This window comes from Salinithrix halophila (genome assembly GCF_042650125.1).
Classification (GTDB): Bacteria; Bacillota; Bacilli; order Thermoactinomycetales; family DSM-45169; genus Salinithrix; species Salinithrix halophila.
The window spans coordinates 67,938-84,311 of record NZ_JBHSAP010000003.1; the positions used below are offsets into that span (position 1 = coordinate 67,938).

At 53.4% G+C, this 16,374-nt stretch carries 18 protein-coding genes; 3 read left to right on the forward strand and 15 right to left on the reverse strand.

The genetic code is table 11. The annotated features are described in order from the left end of the window. Nucleotides 1-78: 78 nt before the first annotated feature. Nucleotides 79-951: a formate dehydrogenase accessory sulfurtransferase FdhD gene (gene fdhD, locus ACFOUO_RS00680; protein ID WP_380701133.1), complete on the forward strand. Its 873-nt coding sequence runs from the start codon at nt 79-81 to the stop codon at nt 949-951. Between the two features lie 40 nt (nt 952-991). Here the strand turns inward: fdhD and sigB are convergent, their stop codons facing one another. The 15 genes from sigB to ACFOUO_RS00755 all read right to left on the reverse strand — a co-directional run bounded on the left by sigB (nt 992) and on the right by ACFOUO_RS00755 (nt 13,437). Then, nucleotides 992-1,777, reverse strand: a complete 786-nt coding sequence (sigB, locus tag ACFOUO_RS00685) for an RNA polymerase sigma factor SigB (RefSeq protein ID WP_380701136.1) — start codon at nt 1,775-1,777, stop codon at nt 992-994. Then, the gene (gene rsbW, locus ACFOUO_RS00690) at nt 1,740-2,225 is read right to left on the reverse strand and encodes an anti-sigma B factor RsbW (protein WP_380701216.1); all 486 of its coding nucleotides are present in this window, start codon (nt 2,223-2,225) and stop codon (nt 1,740-1,742) included. Before rsbW ends, sigB begins: the two co-directional genes overlap by 38 nt. Nucleotides 2,226-2,241: 16 nt before the next feature. Beyond that, complete coding sequence (locus tag ACFOUO_RS00695; protein WP_380701138.1) at nt 2,242-2,559, reverse strand: STAS domain-containing protein; 318 nt, start codon at nt 2,557-2,559, stop codon at nt 2,242-2,244. Nucleotides 2,560-2,619: 60 nt separating this feature from the next. Beyond that, complete coding sequence (locus ACFOUO_RS00700) at nt 2,620-3,624, reverse strand: PP2C family protein-serine/threonine phosphatase (protein ID WP_380701140.1); 1,005 nt, start codon at nt 3,622-3,624, stop codon at nt 2,620-2,622. Between the two features lie 234 nt (nt 3,625-3,858). Beyond that, entirely contained in the window at nt 3,859-4,209 is a 351-nt protein-coding gene (locus ACFOUO_RS00705) for a type II toxin-antitoxin system PemK/MazF family toxin (RefSeq protein ID WP_380701142.1), read from the reverse strand. A gap of 4 nt (nt 4,210-4,213) precedes the next feature. Continuing rightward, nucleotides 4,214-4,465, reverse strand: a complete 252-nt coding sequence (locus ACFOUO_RS00710; protein ID WP_094265413.1) for a CopG family ribbon-helix-helix protein — start codon at nt 4,463-4,465, stop codon at nt 4,214-4,216. Between the two features lie 293 nt (nt 4,466-4,758). Next, nucleotides 4,759-5,982: an alanine racemase gene (alr, locus tag ACFOUO_RS00715; RefSeq protein WP_380701144.1), complete on the reverse strand. Its 1,224-nt coding sequence runs from the start codon at nt 5,980-5,982 to the stop codon at nt 4,759-4,761. Nucleotide 5,983: 1 nt separating this feature from the next. Further along, the gene (locus tag ACFOUO_RS00720; protein ID WP_380701146.1) at nt 5,984-6,463 is read right to left on the reverse strand and encodes a hypothetical protein; all 480 of its coding nucleotides are present in this window, start codon (nt 6,461-6,463) and stop codon (nt 5,984-5,986) included. Between the two features lie 43 nt (nt 6,464-6,506). Then, nucleotides 6,507-7,562 carry an oxidoreductase gene (locus tag ACFOUO_RS00725; RefSeq protein WP_380701148.1) on the reverse strand — a complete coding sequence of 352 codons (1,056 nt, stop codon included), beginning with the start codon at nt 7,560-7,562 and terminating at the stop codon, nt 6,507-6,509. A 116-nt stretch (nt 7,563-7,678) separates the two neighbouring features. After that, on the reverse strand, nt 7,679-8,707 hold the full coding sequence (locus ACFOUO_RS00730; RefSeq protein ID WP_380701150.1) for a DUF4367 domain-containing protein: 1,029 nt from the start codon (nt 8,705-8,707) through the stop codon (nt 7,679-7,681). Nucleotides 8,708-8,792: 85 nt separating this feature from the next. After that, nucleotides 8,793-10,328 (reverse strand): NAD(P)H-hydrate dehydratase, encoded by a 1,536-nt coding sequence (locus ACFOUO_RS00735; RefSeq protein ID WP_380701152.1) that lies wholly within the window; start codon nt 10,326-10,328, stop codon nt 8,793-8,795. Nucleotides 10,329-10,412: 84 nt separating this feature from the next. Further along, nucleotides 10,413-10,787, reverse strand: coding sequence for a holo-ACP synthase (gene acpS / locus ACFOUO_RS00740; RefSeq protein ID WP_380701154.1), 375 nt, complete (start codon nt 10,785-10,787; stop codon nt 10,413-10,415). A 56-nt stretch (nt 10,788-10,843) separates the two neighbouring features. Continuing rightward, the gene (locus ACFOUO_RS00745) at nt 10,844-11,959 is read right to left on the reverse strand and encodes an ABC transporter permease (RefSeq protein WP_380701156.1); all 1,116 of its coding nucleotides are present in this window, start codon (nt 11,957-11,959) and stop codon (nt 10,844-10,846) included. After that, entirely contained in the window at nt 11,956-12,870 is a 915-nt protein-coding gene (locus tag ACFOUO_RS00750; protein WP_380701158.1) for an ABC transporter ATP-binding protein, read from the reverse strand. The genes ACFOUO_RS00745 and ACFOUO_RS00750 overlap by 4 nt, the downstream gene beginning before the upstream one ends. Nucleotides 12,871-13,011: 141 nt before the next feature. Then, nucleotides 13,012-13,437, reverse strand: a complete 426-nt coding sequence (locus ACFOUO_RS00755) for a DUF2621 family protein (protein WP_380701160.1) — start codon at nt 13,435-13,437, stop codon at nt 13,012-13,014. A 222-nt stretch (nt 13,438-13,659) separates the two neighbouring features. On the opposite strand from ACFOUO_RS00755, the gene ACFOUO_RS00760 reads away from it, so the two are divergent. Next, nucleotides 13,660-15,903 carry a PBP1A family penicillin-binding protein gene (locus ACFOUO_RS00760; protein WP_380701162.1) on the forward strand — a complete coding sequence of 748 codons (2,244 nt, stop codon included), beginning with the start codon at nt 13,660-13,662 and terminating at the stop codon, nt 15,901-15,903. Between the two features lie 77 nt (nt 15,904-15,980). Next, entirely contained in the window at nt 15,981-16,367 is a 387-nt protein-coding gene (locus tag ACFOUO_RS00765) for a CHAP domain-containing protein (RefSeq protein WP_380701164.1), read from the forward strand. Nucleotides 16,368-16,374: the final 7 nt, after the last annotated feature.

The window sequence follows — 16,374 nt, forward strand, 5'->3', positions numbered from 1 at the left end:
TTAACGCGTTTTGAGTTACGGTTGAACTATAGCCTTGTTCCGTATTTTCCGACAATGGATCCCGAAAGGGCGGTAGTCATGAAAACGAGCCGACGATCCCGAATCTTCCGACAGCGTGTTCAACAAGTGGAGGGAGAAACATCCCGCATCCGACAGGATGTCCTGGCGGTGGAGGAGCCGCTGGAGATCCGCCTCACTTCTCCCCAATTATCTGATCCTGTGCCAATCTCCGTCACCATGCGTACCCCGGGAGACGATTTCGAATTGGCTGCTGGATTTCTCTTTACCGAAGGGATTCTCCCCTCCCATAACCTTATCCATTCTATCACCTATTGTCAGGAACCGAAGGTAGATGGAGAACAACACTACAACATCGTCAATGTTCGCCTCCAATCCGGAGCTCCCCTCGATCTGAAGCGACTTACACGCCACTTCTATACCGGTTCCAGTTGCGGTGTTTGCGGAAAAGCTTCTTTGGAGGCGATTCGGGTACAAGGGGTGCAACCCCTACCCGGTGGATTTTGTGTGGATGTCTCCATCATCTCCCGACTGGGTAAAGCTTTGCGTCGGGAACAGCAGATTTTTGAACAGACAGGAGGCCTTCATGCAGCCGGACAGTTCGACGCTGACGGCAACCTGATCGCCTTACGGGAAGACGTGGGACGCCACAACGCGGTGGACAAACTATTTGGTCACGCCTTTCTCAACGGGCAGACCCCCCTCCACCGCTCCATCCTGATGGTGAGTGGCCGAACCAGCTTTGAAATCATGCAAAAAGCGGCGGTGGCAGGGGTCCCCATCGTCGCCGCCGTCTCCGCTCCCTCTAGTCTGGCCTGTGACCTAGCGCGGAAGTTCAACATCACCTTAATCGGGTTTGCCCGGTCAGATCGTTTCAACCTCTATTCTTGCGGGGAACGAATCCGTTCTATTGGGGCTAATCAGCCAAAATAAAAAACCGCGGTACCCATGACCGACGGCCTCACGGTTATATTCAAATAATTTCAGTTGGCTCCACTCGAATCGCTTCCCTCAGTTTCCGAAGGGCACGCCGCTGGAGTCGGGAAACATGCATCTGAGAAATTCCCAGGTTTTCTCCGGCTTGTTTTTGACTTAGATTTTCATAAAACGTCATCCGGATGATCTCCTGCTCCCGCTCCGACAGAACCTGAAAAGCTTTACCCAAAAGCATCTGCTGATCCACTTGATCAAATCCGTGGTCTTGGTTACCGACCAGGTCGAGGAGGGTAACGTGGCTGCCGTCACTGTTGGCTTCAATCGGACTATCGACAGAGACAGCATTGTAGCTCCGACCCATCTCCATCGTCTCCAGCACTTCTTCCGTCGTAACACTGAGATAATCGGCAATCTCGTCCACGTGGGGGGAGCGTTGAAATTGAATGGTAAGCTCCTCGACAGCCTTCTTGATCCTCGGCCCAAGTTCCTTGATCCGGCGGGGAACATGGACACTCCAGGTTTTATCTCGAATATAGCGCTTAATCTCTCCAACGATGGTGGGCACGGCAAATCCTTCGAAACTCCTGCCATAGGACGCATCATAGCGCTTTAAGGCGGCAAGGAGTCCGATCATTCCCACTTGGGCTAAGTCTTCAAAAGGCTCCGACCCCCGTGAGAACTTGGAAGCCAGCGTCTCTACCAGGGAGGTATAGTGGTCGACAAGGCGAGCTTGCACCTCATTGTCCCCTTCTTCCTGGTACAGACGAATCATCTCCAGGATATCTTCATCCGTGAGATTGCGTTTCTGTGGGCGAGTCGACAACGTGATCCACCTCGTCCCTATCTATAAACTTGGTCAAGGTAACGACGACACCGCGATCTCCGTCGATATCGACCCGATCCATCAACGTTTCCATCAGGTGGAGACCCAGCCCCCTTTCCCTCATGGCGGTCAGCGGCATGTCGTTTTCAATCGGTCCTGAACGTTGTTTAACGGCAGCGATATCAAAGCTGTTGCCTTCATCCTTCACCTTCATCTCTAACCGATCATCATGAACGAAAAAGGAGACTGCGATTTGCCCCTCCCTCCCGGAATAGGCATGATCAACCGCGTTGGTGCAGGCTTCCGCCAAGGCCAGTTTCATATCTTCGATGTCGTCATAGTGAAACCCCATCCGATTGGCGATTCCTGACACGGCCAAACGCACCACACCTACATACTCGGCCTTGGCTGGTATGGTCAGTTCAACCAATTCCTTCGATTGATCCATCATCATCCGTTCACCCCTAGGCTCCGTCTTCAATATCGATGATCTCTGTCAGCCCGGTGATCTTGAGCAACCGGCTCAAGCGCGGGCTCATGCCAACTAATACCAGACGTCCCCCTTGGACGCGCAGCGATTTGTAGGCACCGATCAATACACCCAACCCCGTACTGTCCATATAATTTACTTCGGATAAGTCCAGATAAATTTCCCTGCTCTCTCTGGTCAGCGGCATCAGCTTTTCCCGGAGTTGCGGAGCGGTGAATGCATCCACTTCACCGGACACCACGAGAGTCGTTACTTTATCTGATTGGGTTTGTTCCTGGATCGATACATTCATATCCTCTCAACCTCCATACTTGTGACTTTACCCTACCCATTGGATTTTAAACCGGTGTTTCTATTCTTGGGGGCGTCGGAGCAGCATGATGGTCTGGTCATCCTTCAATTCATAATTCGCCCGCTCATAGAGGTTTTGGTAAATCCCCTCTACCGCCTGTTGAGCCGGCAGATGAAGGTATTCGTGGAATAGATCCTTCAGCCGTTCCCGACCGAGAAATTGCCCATCAATCCGCGCTTCCGTGACCCCATCGGAAAAGAGAAGGACAGCATCCCCTGGTTCCAGCTCGACGGTGAACTCCTCGTAGGAGATGTCTTTAGCTACCCCTAACACCAGTCCCTTGGTCGTTAAGTCCTCAAAGGAGCTACCTCTTTCCCTGTAAACAAAGCCGGGCTCATGGCCGGCGGTCGCGTAACGGAAAATATGCCGGACGGTGTCGTATACCCCGTACACCATGGTAATAAACATACTGGCGTCCACATTCCGTTCCACCACGATATTGAGTCGACGAAGGATCTCCGAAGGACCGGAGGGATTGTCCAGCTGATCCATGGCGTATTTAATCATCGACATGCAGAGCGCAGCAGGAATCCCCTTGCCGATAATATCGGAAAGAGCCACCCCCAGCGAACCGCAGCCATGGTCCACAAAATTATAATAATCCCCGCTCATACGATTGGCCGGCACGCTGATGACTCCAAGATCCAGAGCCCCCACCTCAGGGGGGGCATCGGGGAGGAGAGTCTGCTGCATCCCGACCGCTACTTCGATTTCATACTCCAGCTCTTTTTGCCGGTTAACAAGGCTTTCATGCTCCTTCAAGGCGATCCCATACCCAATCATCATCTCGATCAGCAGATCGAAAGAATCCTTGACCGAGGGGGATAGATGGGGCAACTTTTTCTTCACAGCCTCCGCGTGAACGCTGACCATCTCTTCGGGAGGGATTCTCTGTTCCATCATCCACCTGCTCATCTGCTGGGCCGTGTACAGGATGTCTTCCCGTTTTTCGTTCAGGTAGGAGGTGAGTAGCTCCTGGTATTGTTGCAATAGTTGATCTCTCATCATGTCACCTCAAATCGATGGGTGCCGGTCCCCCCGACACCCTACCGGCAACCTGCGCCATCGGCGCAAGGAGGCTCCGTCTTTTTAAACACTGTCTCTTAGAACCAATCCTCAACGGGGCTACCGGAGTCAATCGTTTCTATTATACAACACAAAGATCTCAATTGGAGAACGGGGATTTTTCCCTTCAGAAAAAAGAAGATGTGCCCCATGCACACCTCCTTGACCGCTTTTCTAAAAATCGATGAGGCCCAGGCTGATATTGAGCGCCTCGTTCACCCGGGACATCATTTCCTCATCCAAGTGGGTGATTTTATCTGTCAGGCGCTGTTTATCAATCGTTCTGATCTGTTCCAACAGGATGACGGAATCCCGGTCAAACCCGTAGGTTTTTGCATCGATTTCCACGTGAGTGGGAAGCTTCGCCTTTTGGATCTGGGCGGTGATCGCGGCGATGATCACAGTGGGGCTGAACCGGTTTCCGATGTTATTTTGAATCACCAGAACAGGCCGAACCCCACCTTGTTCAGATCCGACCACAGGAGAGAGATCGGCAAAATAAACATCGCCACGCTTGACTATCAAAGGTTTACACCCCGCTAACCAGACGAATCGTCGTATCGTCAGCTTCTTCTTCCGCCTCAAAGGCTTCCGATGCGATATTGAGATTGATCTTAGCCATCTCCATATAACCGCGTTGCATCATTTCTCGGATCAAACGCTTCTTCCGTTCATACAGATAGAGCTTCATCGCCTGGCGTACAAACTCGCTGCGATTGGAGTTTTCTTTCTCCACCATGCCGTCCACTTCCTGAAGCAAATGTTGCGGCAGGCTGATCATGATTCTCTTTGTCTCGGACAACGTACGCACCCCCAACCAATCATCACCGTTGGCGATTTCCCTTATCAATACTACCATTATGTTAAACCAGTTGCAAAAATATACTTACGGAGCGGGCTTCTGCGGGCTTTAGGGGGAACGGATTTTCCCTTCCCGCCGCCTTCGGAAACCGATTTCCTCTACCGGGCCCATCTTCCCGGCATACCCTCCACAGGCCTTCACAGCGGCGGCGAAGGACAATATTAAATTTATTCGCCCCACACGACAAAATTCCTTCCCGTTCTTCCCGGTTCTTAGTCGGGATTTCGCTCCCCTTCTCTCTCACCCAGAGACTTAAGGCGTCGGAGATCTCCTAAGAGATTGGAACAACCGATCACTTGGCCGTTCCTAAGGTAGACACGGGGAACGCGCCGCCCGACCCAACAGGTTACCTCGTAAGAAATCGTGTCGAGGTGTTGGGCGATTTCGTCCACATGAATCATTCCGCTACCCTGGGTGCCGTAAAGAACAACTTCGTCCCCCAGTTGAACAGGCATCACATCGGTAACATCGAGCATGGTTTGATCCATGCAGATCCGTCCTATTATGGGGACTCGTTTTCCTCCGACCAGGGCATGACCCCGGTTGGAGAGGCTGCGGTTTAACCCGTCAGCATAACCGACAGGCAACGTCGCCACCCATTCCCCTTCCCGTGCAATATGCGTTCGGCCATAACTGATCCCGGTACCGGGTTCCGGTTGTTTCAGATGGACAATTCGCGTCTTCAAAGTCATCGCCGGGCGCAAGTTGACGGCCTCCCGATCCACTTCAGCAGAAGGGTAGTAGCCGTACAAGCTGATGCCTACACGGATCATGGCATGGGCATATTCCGGCAGATCAATAGAGGCAGCACTGTTAGAACAGTGAACAAGGGGGACCCGAACCCCTCGTTCCGCAAGGTGTTCCACAACCTCCATTAGCAGCTCGTGCTGCTTGTGAGTGTAACGCTTGTCCTCGTCATCCGCTGTAGCAAAATGGGTATATAGCCCTTCCACTTCGATACCGGGGAGTGTTACAGCCTCTTCCGCCAAGGGCAAAATGTCATTTCCCCACAGGCCAATCCTCCCCATCCCCGTATCCAATTTTAAATGGATGAGTGCCTTCTCCCCTTGTTTCTCCGCTTCCCGGGAGAGCGATCGCAAGGAATCGGTATCGTATACAGTCAGGGCAATCCTTTGCTGAATCGCCTCTGCAAAGCCCCGCTCCGGGGTATAACCCAGAACCAATATGGGAGCTTGGATCCCCGCCGCCCGAAGCTCCAGCGCTTCGTCAAGGAAAGCGACGCCCAAGTCAGTGGCTCCCCCATCCAAAGCGGCCATGGAGACTGGCACCGCCCCATGGCCGTAGGCATCCGCCTTTACCGCCGCCATCAGGCGCCGGGAGCTGGGAAGCCGGCGTTGAAATTCTTTTATATTGTGCCGTATGGCATCCAAATCGATTTCCGCTACTGTGTCGCGGTAAAATGTATCCTGGTTCATATCAATCCAACCTTCGTTTAATCCGTTCCAACTGGGCATCCAGGGACTCAAGAAAATCGTCGTCCACCAGGAGCGGCCTCTTTTTTCCCCGAATCTCATAGATATAAGGAAGGTCGTAGGCCCGCTTGACTTCGGCCAGATCAAAGGTCTCTTCTTTCCCCCGGGAACGGATCGTTAATGCGTTCGGATAAAGCGTATATCGGAGCCGGAAAATCCCGAGGTAAACTGCTGGGACGGCGGCCATTACCAAGGCTCCCCAGACGAGAAGCGTCAATACAAAAGAAGCGGATCGCAGTTGAAAAAAGGGGATCATGGCAAAGAAACCCGCCAGAAAGACGACAACTTCAGCCAGGCGTTGCACCTTATCTTTCCGATAAAGCAAAATCTTATAGGAAACAACTTCGTCATGAATCGGCTGGTCAGTCAAATCATCGACCCCTTTGTTCACGGGGAACCAGTCGAAAAAACCCAAGTTTATCATACAACGGATTCCCTCGTATTTGCAAATGATGGAAAATGATGGTTTATCCTATTGCGTACCGAAGAGCACGTCCGGTACGGCTGGATTCCATCGCCCGCTCAATCACTCGGATGACACGGGTAGCCTCGCCAGCAGTAACCGGAACGGGAGCCCCGTGGGTGAGTGCATCCCGAATCTGCCGATAATACTCCTCGTAGCAACCCCTTAGGGTAGGGACGGTTTCGATTACCGTCTCTCCATGGCGATCCAGTGTCAGCTGCCCATAATTGCAGGGATCATCTTCACCCCAGCCTGCATCCCCAGGCTTGGCTCCTTGTTTCAACGCTTCCTCCTGACCATCGAGGCCGTATTTTATAAAGCTGCCCTTAGAACCGTGTACTTCGAACCGGGGCCCCGCTCCTTTCACGATCGAACTTGAGCGCAGATCCACACGCCGATAGTCCCCGTATCCTAGAACGAGATGAAAATAATCAGGGGCGCCTGCTCCATCACGCTGGATCAGAACATCCCCCCACACGGTGTCCGGTTCTCCAAAAAGGTGTAGCGCCTGATCAATCAGGTGGGACCCGAGATCAAAGAGGGTACCTGCCCCCTCCCCGGCCGTTTCCCGCCAACGATCCCGTACGAGGGGACGATAACGATGGTAATGGGTTTTCCAGGTGTGCACCTCACCGAGATGTCCTTGTTCCATGCAGGACTTAATGGTAAGAAAATCATTGTCCCAGCGCCGGTTATGATAAACACTTAATGCCAACCCTTTTTCCTCAGCGATCCGGGCCAGCTCTTCCCCTTCCTCCGAATGGATCGTGAAGGGTTTTTCCACGACAGCATGCTTTCCTGCCTGAAGAGCCTCTTTGGCCAGAGGATAATGAAGGGTATTCGGAGTGGCGATTACCACCAGATCAATGTCCGGATCCATGATCAGGTCCTTCGGTTCCTCCGTCACCGACACCTGCGGCCAGTCTCTCCTCACCTCTTCTCGCCGACTCGTCACCACTTTGGTCACCTGCAGTCCTTCTGTCGCCCCGATAATCGGAGCATGGAACACTTTCCCCGACAGTCCGTATCCGATGATACCCACTTTGATATCTTTTCTCACCCAGTCGCCTCCTCCTAAGGATCCATGAAAGGGTTAATACTTCTATCCTACCATGGGATGGGGAGCGGATAAACGGACGAACAAAAACAAAAAAACCGCCAACGATGGGCGGGTGATTATTTGGAATCCTGGCCGTACACGGATTGGGCGAGTTTGATCATTTCCTTTTCCTGTAGGGCACCGTACAGATCGAAGTCCGTCCCTTCATAGGTCCAGGAGAGACGTTTTTTTCCGTCCATTTCCAACAGGACACCCATTGTATAGCCGAGATCGATGGGCTTCCCGTAGACCTGTATGCTCGTTTCTATTGCTTCCGGATTCCGTTGCGTCAAAGTAAAGGGCTTCTTCCCCTTGTAGCGCATGATCACTGTCTTCCCTCTCGGTGTATCGACCGTCTTCTCCTCCGCCAGTTTGCTGCCTTCGGGAATCCATTCCGGGGTCAAGACGCGAACAGCGTCTTTCTTTTTCCCAGCAGCTTTTTTCTCTGCTAAGGTTGGGACGCTCCGACCAGCCAGCCCGATCATATTTCTTTCCATGTCGAATGCGTCTTTATCAAAGGAAGGATCCGCTTCAAATTGATCAAAAAGGACTTCCACCATCAATTTTTGTTCGTCGTTGAGAACTTCCACCTTTTGTGGATTGTAGTCGTCATCCATCCAGATTCGTTGGACCTTTAGGGATTGGTTTTGCGGATAGTTGGCAGCCACTTCAAACTGGAGGCTTTTTTCGCTGGTGGTCAGTTTGCGAGCGGAATCATCGATAATACTTTCCAACAAGGACTGGTAGAGATAAACCTGCCCGCTGTTTTCCGGCCAATCACTCTGAAAACGGAAACTCTTTTCTAAGTGAGGGGTGAGAACATAAACCCCCTCATCGTTCCGGAGCAGGATCTGGGTGATGTCTTTTTTGGTATTTTTCAGGGAGACCCGATAGAAATGAGGTTTTTTAAACCAGACCTCCACTTCATAGGCCTGAGGAGTCTTGCCTGTATGGATCGTCATTTTTCCCTTGCTTTTGTAGCTTTCCAGTTTTTCCGACCGTTTGGAGAGGTCACTCACGACTTCTTCGGGACTCTTCTCCCCGCACCCGGAGATAAAGGCGAAGATACCCAAAATGACAACGAAAACCCATGCAATCCGACGCATTTCATCAACCCTTTCTCCGACGGAGCAACAGCACTCTGATGCTGTTGATTTCCCGGGAAATGTGTCGGTCAGGGCACGGGCGCGATCAGTGAACCTGATGGATTGCATCACCGATGCGGGCGATCACATCGGTAGCAATAGTGCTATGGGCGGATGCCTTGACTGCCAACTGACCGGCTTCGCCATGGAGCCAAACGGCGGCGGAGGCAGCATCTGTCGGCGGAATCCCCTGAACCAGCAGAGCACCGAGGATCCCCGTCAAAACGTCACCGGAACCGGCTTTCGCCAAAGCGGGACTTCCCGTCGTATTCACCCTCTGGGAACCGTCGGGGGAGGCGATGATCGTATAGGTCCCCTTTAGCACCACCGTCACCTGATGAGCTTCTGCCCACTCCCGAGCAACCCGCTGTCGGGAAGCCTCCACCGACTTTACCGAAGAGCCCACCAGACGGGCCATCTCTCCCGGATGGGGAGTAACCACAGTCGGGTGATTCCTTCCTTTCAATACCGAGGGGTCTTCGGCTAGAATGTTGAGGGCGTCGGCATCCAGTACCAAAGGTCGTTCCGTTTTCAACAGCTTTTGGAGCCACTCCCGTTCCCCTTCAAAACGTCCCAGTCCGGGACCGACAGCAATCGCTTGAAAACGTTTTACCCTTTGTTCCCAGTCTGGGGGGAATTCAGCCGTAAAGCCGCCTTCTCCCCGATCCGGCCAACCCCAAACCAGTGCCTCAGTTACCCGGGAAGCCATCACCTTCTCCTGGCCGATCGGTACACCTAGGGTCACCATGCCAGCACCGGTCCGATAGGCCGCTGCTTCACTCATGGCCGCCGCCCCCAACATCCCCTGGGCGCCTCCAAGGATGAGCAGATGCCCGTAAGAACCTTTGTGGGACCATTTGGACCGCGGGGAAAGATGCTTCCCCCACATCGCCGGATCATTCAGGAGAGCTGCAGCCGGTCGTCTACCCGCCACCGCAGGGGGGATACCGATATCCGCAATCACCAGTTCCCCGGCGTATTCCGCTGCTGGGCGCAGGTAATGGCACCACTTGGGGCCCGCAAATGTGACGGTGACATCTGCCCGTACCGCCTCAGATGAGATAGCCCCAGTGTCCGACTGCACTCCGCTCGGCACATCGACAGCAAGAACCAGACCGGAATGCTCTTGGTTGATTCGCTCCACCAACTCCCGGTAGGGGGAGCGAAGATCCCCTTTGACCCCTGTTCCCAATAGAGCATCCACCACGGCATCTGCCCGGCGGAGGGATTCAGACAGTTCCTCTCCACGACCGGAACTCCAACGTTCCATTTGAAGATCGAGATTAGAACAGACCCGGTGGAATAAACGGGCCTCAGGCGACATCTTCTCCTCGTTTCCCGCCATCCACACCGTGACCTTCCAACCCGCCGAGGACAACAGCCGGGCGATGACAAAGCCGTCCCCTCCGTTATTACCGGACCCGGCCACCACTACCGCTGACTGCTCCCCAGGCAAACGTCTCAACAACTCTTCAGCCGCCGCCCGACCTGCGTTTTCCATCAGGACCGAACCGGGAATGCCCACCTGCTCAATGGCATACCGGTCCAGATCGCGCATTTCCTGTGCAGTGTAGAGATACAAAGGATGTCCCTCCCAACCGCGTTACCATATTTATGTCTCCCCCTGTCCGGTTATGCAGACAAGAATGACAGGCGTTGCCGGTTCTCAGGATTGTTCGATCACGGCAAATGCGGCAGCTGTGTCCCGGCTGTGAGTAATGGATAGATGGACCTTCACTCCAGCTCCGTATCCGAGGGCGTCCGATCCCTTTTTCGACAGCCATACCGTCGGTCGTCCTCCCGCCTCGGTCTCGATACGGATATCTTTAAAAGAGAGCAGGGAGCCGATCCCACACCCCGCCGCTTTAGCGATGGCCTCCTTGGCTGCGAAACGTCCAGCCGACCACTCCAGGCGACGCTTTTCTTCCTGTGGGATTTCCGCTACCTCCTCTTCCGTCAGAATCCGCCTCGTCAGGCGCTCCACCCCTATTTGTTTAACCCGATGCATCTCCACAAGGTCTGTTCCAACCCCGATAATCAAACCGCTTCACCTCCAACGGGTTCTCATAGCTGCCTGTTTTAAGTGGAATACCATCCTCACTTCACATCCCAGCGAAAGGTGACTGTAGCTACTAGGAAAGCGACGATGAGCCAGGCAGCTAATACCGACGTAGGCAGCCAAAGCTGGACGAGAGTGGCTCCTTCGTTCATCACCCCGCGCAGGGAATCGGTTAGGTATCCGATCGGGATCGCCTTCACCACTGGCTGCAAAAGACCCGGCAAATCTCGAACAGGAAAGAAAATCCCCCCGACGAAAATCATGGGGAAAGAGATCAGACCGGCAATTGGGGCTGCACTTTCCGGGGTACGGGCCAGGCTGGCGATAATGAAACCAATCGACATAAAAGTGAGTGTACCGAGGAGGATCATCCCCAAAAGGAGAAGCCAGGAACCATAGACTTGGACATTGTAGACGAAATATGCCACCAAGAGAACAACCACAGCCTGTAAGGTGTTCAGCAACACCCGGGCAGTGATCTGTCCGGCGATAAATGTCGAACTCTTCAACGGGGTTCCCTGCATCCGCCGCAGAATGCCGCGCTCCCTCCAGGAAGCGATCGTGGCCGCCACCCCGTTCAGATTGTTACTCATAATCATGAGGGAGAGAATCCCCGGTACCAGGAAATCAATCGTACGCAAGGGCCGGGTTTGCACGTCCAACTCCTGGGTCGTCACCGCAGGGCGAAAACCGACCGCCTCTTTATTCAGCTTGTCTACCGCTTGCCCGACCACCGTCGTCCCCACCTGAGAAACCGTGGGATTGCTCTTGTCCAGATACAGGCGAACTGCATCGGTTGGGGAGGACCCTTTGTCTGCGTCTGCCCTGGAAAGAGCCTCACCCATCCCTTTTTTCAACCGAACCAGGATATCAGCGTCCCCTTTTTTCAAAGAGGCCAAACCAGACGGAGCATCCGTTCGGTTCACCTTGACCCCCGCAGTTTTGGAAAGCTCTTCCGTCAGGTCCCGGGAAGCATCGCTTCCATCTTCGTCTGCCACTGCCACCGTCAAGGAAAATTGCGTCCCGCCGTTTCCCATGAAGGTGCCCAGAGCCAGCATCATGAAGATCGGCAAAAATAAGGACCAGATGACGGTATTTTTGTTACGGGCAAACAACAGCAGTTGAGCCCATGTCAATCGCCAGTATGCTTTCATGCCTCCGTCAACCTCTTTCCCGTTCGGGTGAGAAACACGTCTTCCAATGTGGAGGTTCGAGTCCGCAATCCGGAAAGGGTGAACCCTTTCTCATCGGCCAGCGGAATCAGGCCGCGCAGGGTTCCCTGGAGATCATCGGTGAGAAGCATCACCGCACCGTCCTCCCCCCTTTTCACTTCCTTGACGCCGGCGAGATTTTGGTAGGTCACACTCACGTCCTCCTGCCCAGGCACGAATTCCACCACACTATCCGAAGCCAGTCCCCGGATCAATCCCGCCGGGGTATCCAGCGCAATCACCCGACCGGCGTCCATGATCGCCACCCGATCACAAAGTTGCTCCGCCTCCTCCATATAATGAGTGGAGAGAAAGACGGTGCGTCCCTCGTTCCTTAAGCGCAAGATGATCTCCCAAAGGCTTCGTCGCGCCTTTGGGTCCAGTCCGGTGGTCGGTTCATCGAGGAAAATCACCTTCGGGTCATGTACGACTGCGATGGCAATGGCCAGGCGCTGCCTCTGTCCTCCGGAAAGGTGTTTAACCAGGGTTTTTCGCTTTTCTTCCAGAGCGAAGGAAGTGAGCAACTCGGACAAGGAACGCATGTCCCTGTAAAAGCTCCCATATAATAGGATGATTTCCTCCACCGTTAAATGATCGAAGAGTGCGGTGGACTGAAGTTGGATGCCGATCAAACCTTTCACCCGGTTCCGCTCCCGGATCCCATCATACCCGCCGACACACACTTCGCCCCCATCGGGTATGCGAAGGCCTTCCACCATCTCCATCGTCGTCGTCTTACCGGCGCCATTGGGGCCCAATAAGCCGAAAATCTCCCCCTTTGCTACTCGGAAAGAGACACCATCAACCACCCGCTCGCCGCCATAGATCTTCACCAGGTTATGTACATCAATCATCTTATCCTCCAGACCGGGGCCGGCCATGCAGCCCGTGTTCTTCTATTCACCTGCTTCCCCCTTTCCCCCGCATGAGAATGAAGATGGAAATGGAGGCGAAAAAGGGTACCCCAGGCTCCATGACGCACCGGCGGCACCCCGTCAATCCAGTAGTTGGCGATACGGCGAAAGATCGATCTGTTTTCGTTTCAGGGTTTTGACCAGCCACTTGTGATCCCGCTTCGGCGTAGCTAGGATATAGCCCCGAACGATCAGATCCTCCCTTATCCGCTGTGCATTCTCTTTCACTGCCAGCTCGCCGATCTTGCCGGCAATCGTCCGTTTCGCCGTCTCCCGGAACAATTGGGGGACGGGCCGGACCAAATCATCCAGGAACTCTTGTTGCTCCTCGGACCACATATGCCGGGTTTCATTGATATAATGATCCTGCCAGTCTAACGCCGACTTTCCGTCTTCCTTTGGCATCCCCTTTAAAAACTTGCGGAACATAAAGTAGCCGCCTGTCGCAAAAAACCAAAGCATGAACAGAAACCAGGGAATCATCACCCATAAGATCCAGTCCGGCATCCACCATCACCTCGAAATCGATCAGGATCACGGGGATCCTTCTCCGCTTTCATCTCTGCCTCTATTGTAGCATGACTCGTTGTTCGACACTATCAAGCCGAAATTAAGGAGCTTTACACTGACAATGTGTTCATGGTTTGTTTACAATTGATTTAAAGTCTTTTGTTTCCAGAAGGGCGCCGATATGATATATATTGTAATCTGGGGGGGGAGTGCAATCCGATGAATGTTCGATTACGACGAAATATGAAACGATCCGGCCGTCTATTCTACAGGGCCATGATGACCAAAAAATGGTGGCTGCTCGTCCTGTCCACATCACTGCTCTTCATGATGGGCGGATGCGCCGCTGTCCTTATGACCACTGCCTACTATAATTTGGACAGCCTGAAGAACATGAAATTCGCCACCACCCTCTACGATCATAAGGGAAAACCCATCGTCCCTCTCGGAGACACCAAGAGAGATTATGTCTCCCTAAAGAAAATAAAATCCGCTGAGCTGATTGAAAAAGCCTTCATCTCCGTAGAAGACGAGCGCTTTTATCAACACAACGGAGCCGACCTGAAAGGCATCGCTCGCGCCTTAGCTGTTGATATCCTCACCTTCAGCCCAAAGGAAGGCGCCAGTACGATCACCCAGCAAGTAGCCAGGAATGTCATCTTGAACGAAAATGAAAAAACGATGCTCCGGAAAGTAAATGAGATCGCCATCGCCTACAACCTGGAACGCAAATACACGAAAAAGCAGATCCTGGAGTCTTATCTCAATTATATCTACTTGGGAAATGAAGTTCGCGGCATTCAGATGGCATCCAAGATCTACTTCGGCAAGGACCTGACTAAAACCGAGTTAGAACCCTACGAAGCCGCACTGCTCGCAGGCTTACCCAAGGCCCCGGAGGGTTACAACCCCTATATCAACCCTGACCGGGCCAAACAACGGCGCAATGTCGTCCTTGCCAAGATGGCGGAAAAGAAGATCATTACCGAAGAAGAGAAAGAGAAATATCAGGAACGGGGTCTCGGCGTCAACAAAAAGTATTTACAAAAACACAAAGGCGATAACCGTTTCCAGGCATACAAGGATTATCTGATGAAGGAAGCGGAAGAACGATACGGCCTTGACGCTCAAAAGCTGGTGAATGGCGGTTACAAAGTCTACACGGGCATGAACAAAAAAGCCCAACTTTCCCTTGAGCAAGCTTTGCAAAATGATACCTTTTATCAGGGGCATGAGAAGCTGGATAGCGGTGCAACGATGGTCGACCCCAAAACCGGGCGGATCGCTGCCATCGGCGGAGGACGCCAGTACATGCGAGGCTTTGAAAACCGGGCGCTGGCCCATATCCAACCCGGATCATCGATCAAGCCATTGACCGTATATGGTCCCGCGGTCCAAGAAAAGGGGTACAACGAGAACTCTCCCGTTTCCGACGCACCCTACACCTATCGTGGCTGGAGCCCGAAAAACATGGATCGTACCTACCATGGAACCCTTCCCCTAAAAGAGGTGGCCGCCAAGTCCCTCAATGTAGCAACGGCACGCCTATTGACACAAGTAGTGGGTGTCGACACAGCCTTCAGCTATGCTGAAAAATTGGGTCTCAATTTGGACGAAAGGGATAAATCCCCCGCTCCTCTAGCACTCGGCGGGCTAACCAAAGGGGTAAGCACCCTTCAGATGGCCCAGGCCTACTCTTCCTTCCCTAATAAAGGGAAATATACGGAAGCCCACGCCATCAAAAAGATTGTCGATGCCGATGGAAACGTGGTGGAACCGAAAGAAGAAGTGGCGAAGAAGAAAAAGGTCTTCAGCCCCCAAGCTGCTTTCACCATGAACAAAACCCTGAAACATGTCGTTACCAGCGGTTCCGGCAGGAACGCTCAACTGGCCGACGGGCGTGACATCGCCGGCAAAACAGGGACGACCCAAAACAGCAGGGAAGCCTGGTTTGTCGGTTACAGTCAAGAATATGTGATGGCAACCGTGGTCTTTAACCAGAACGGAAGCGGGGTAGACTTGACCGGCGGTGAATACCCCGCCCGTATCTTCCGTAAGGTGATGACCGACACCCTGAGGGGAACCAAGGTCAGCCGTTTCAAGGCCCCCGGTGGTGACGGCAGCTCCGGCGGCGGATGGAAACAGTTCTTCGGCGATGACGAACCGGAGCAGCCGGAAGAACCGGAGCAACAGGAACCGGAGCAATGGACGCCCCCGACAGAAGATCCCGGTAACCAGGGCGACTCAAACCCCGGCAACCAAAACGGTAATCCTGGTAACCAGGACGGTAACCCTGACAACGGCGACCAGAGCGACCCCCCCGGCAATGATAATCAAGGCGGTCCAGGTACCGATGACCAAGGCGGGGGTCCGGACCCTGGAAATCAAGACGGTAATGATGATCAAGGCAGTACCGGTGACCAGCTTCCTCCACCTCCTGACACGGGAGAGGATGGAGGCTGACGCTTGACCTTTCGTCCGAAGCCCCTTCACGGCTGAATCGTGAAGGGGCTTCTTCTTTTGTCATCTACTACCAAAGGATGAATTCCCTTGACGCCAGCACCTCAGAGGTGGATCCATGGGGCTTCTATAAGCGCCAGTGCACTTCTTTTGTCGCCTGGCGGATGAATCAACGAGGCGTTGCCTTTGAAAACGGAATGCGCGGCGGCCACTGGGGAAACGCAGAACATTGGGATGAGAACGCTCGCGCCATCGGCTACCGGGTGGATAACCAGGCTGCCGTCGGAGCCATCGCGCAGTTCAACCCTGGTGAGGGAGGCAACGTTAGCTTCGGCCACATCGCCTATGTAACGGGGATTTCTGGGGCTACCATTACCATTGAAGAATACAACTTCGACCCGCCTTACGAGTTCAGCCAGCGACAGATCCCCGCCTCCCAAGTGAGCAACTTTATCCATATCCAGTAAGATTCAA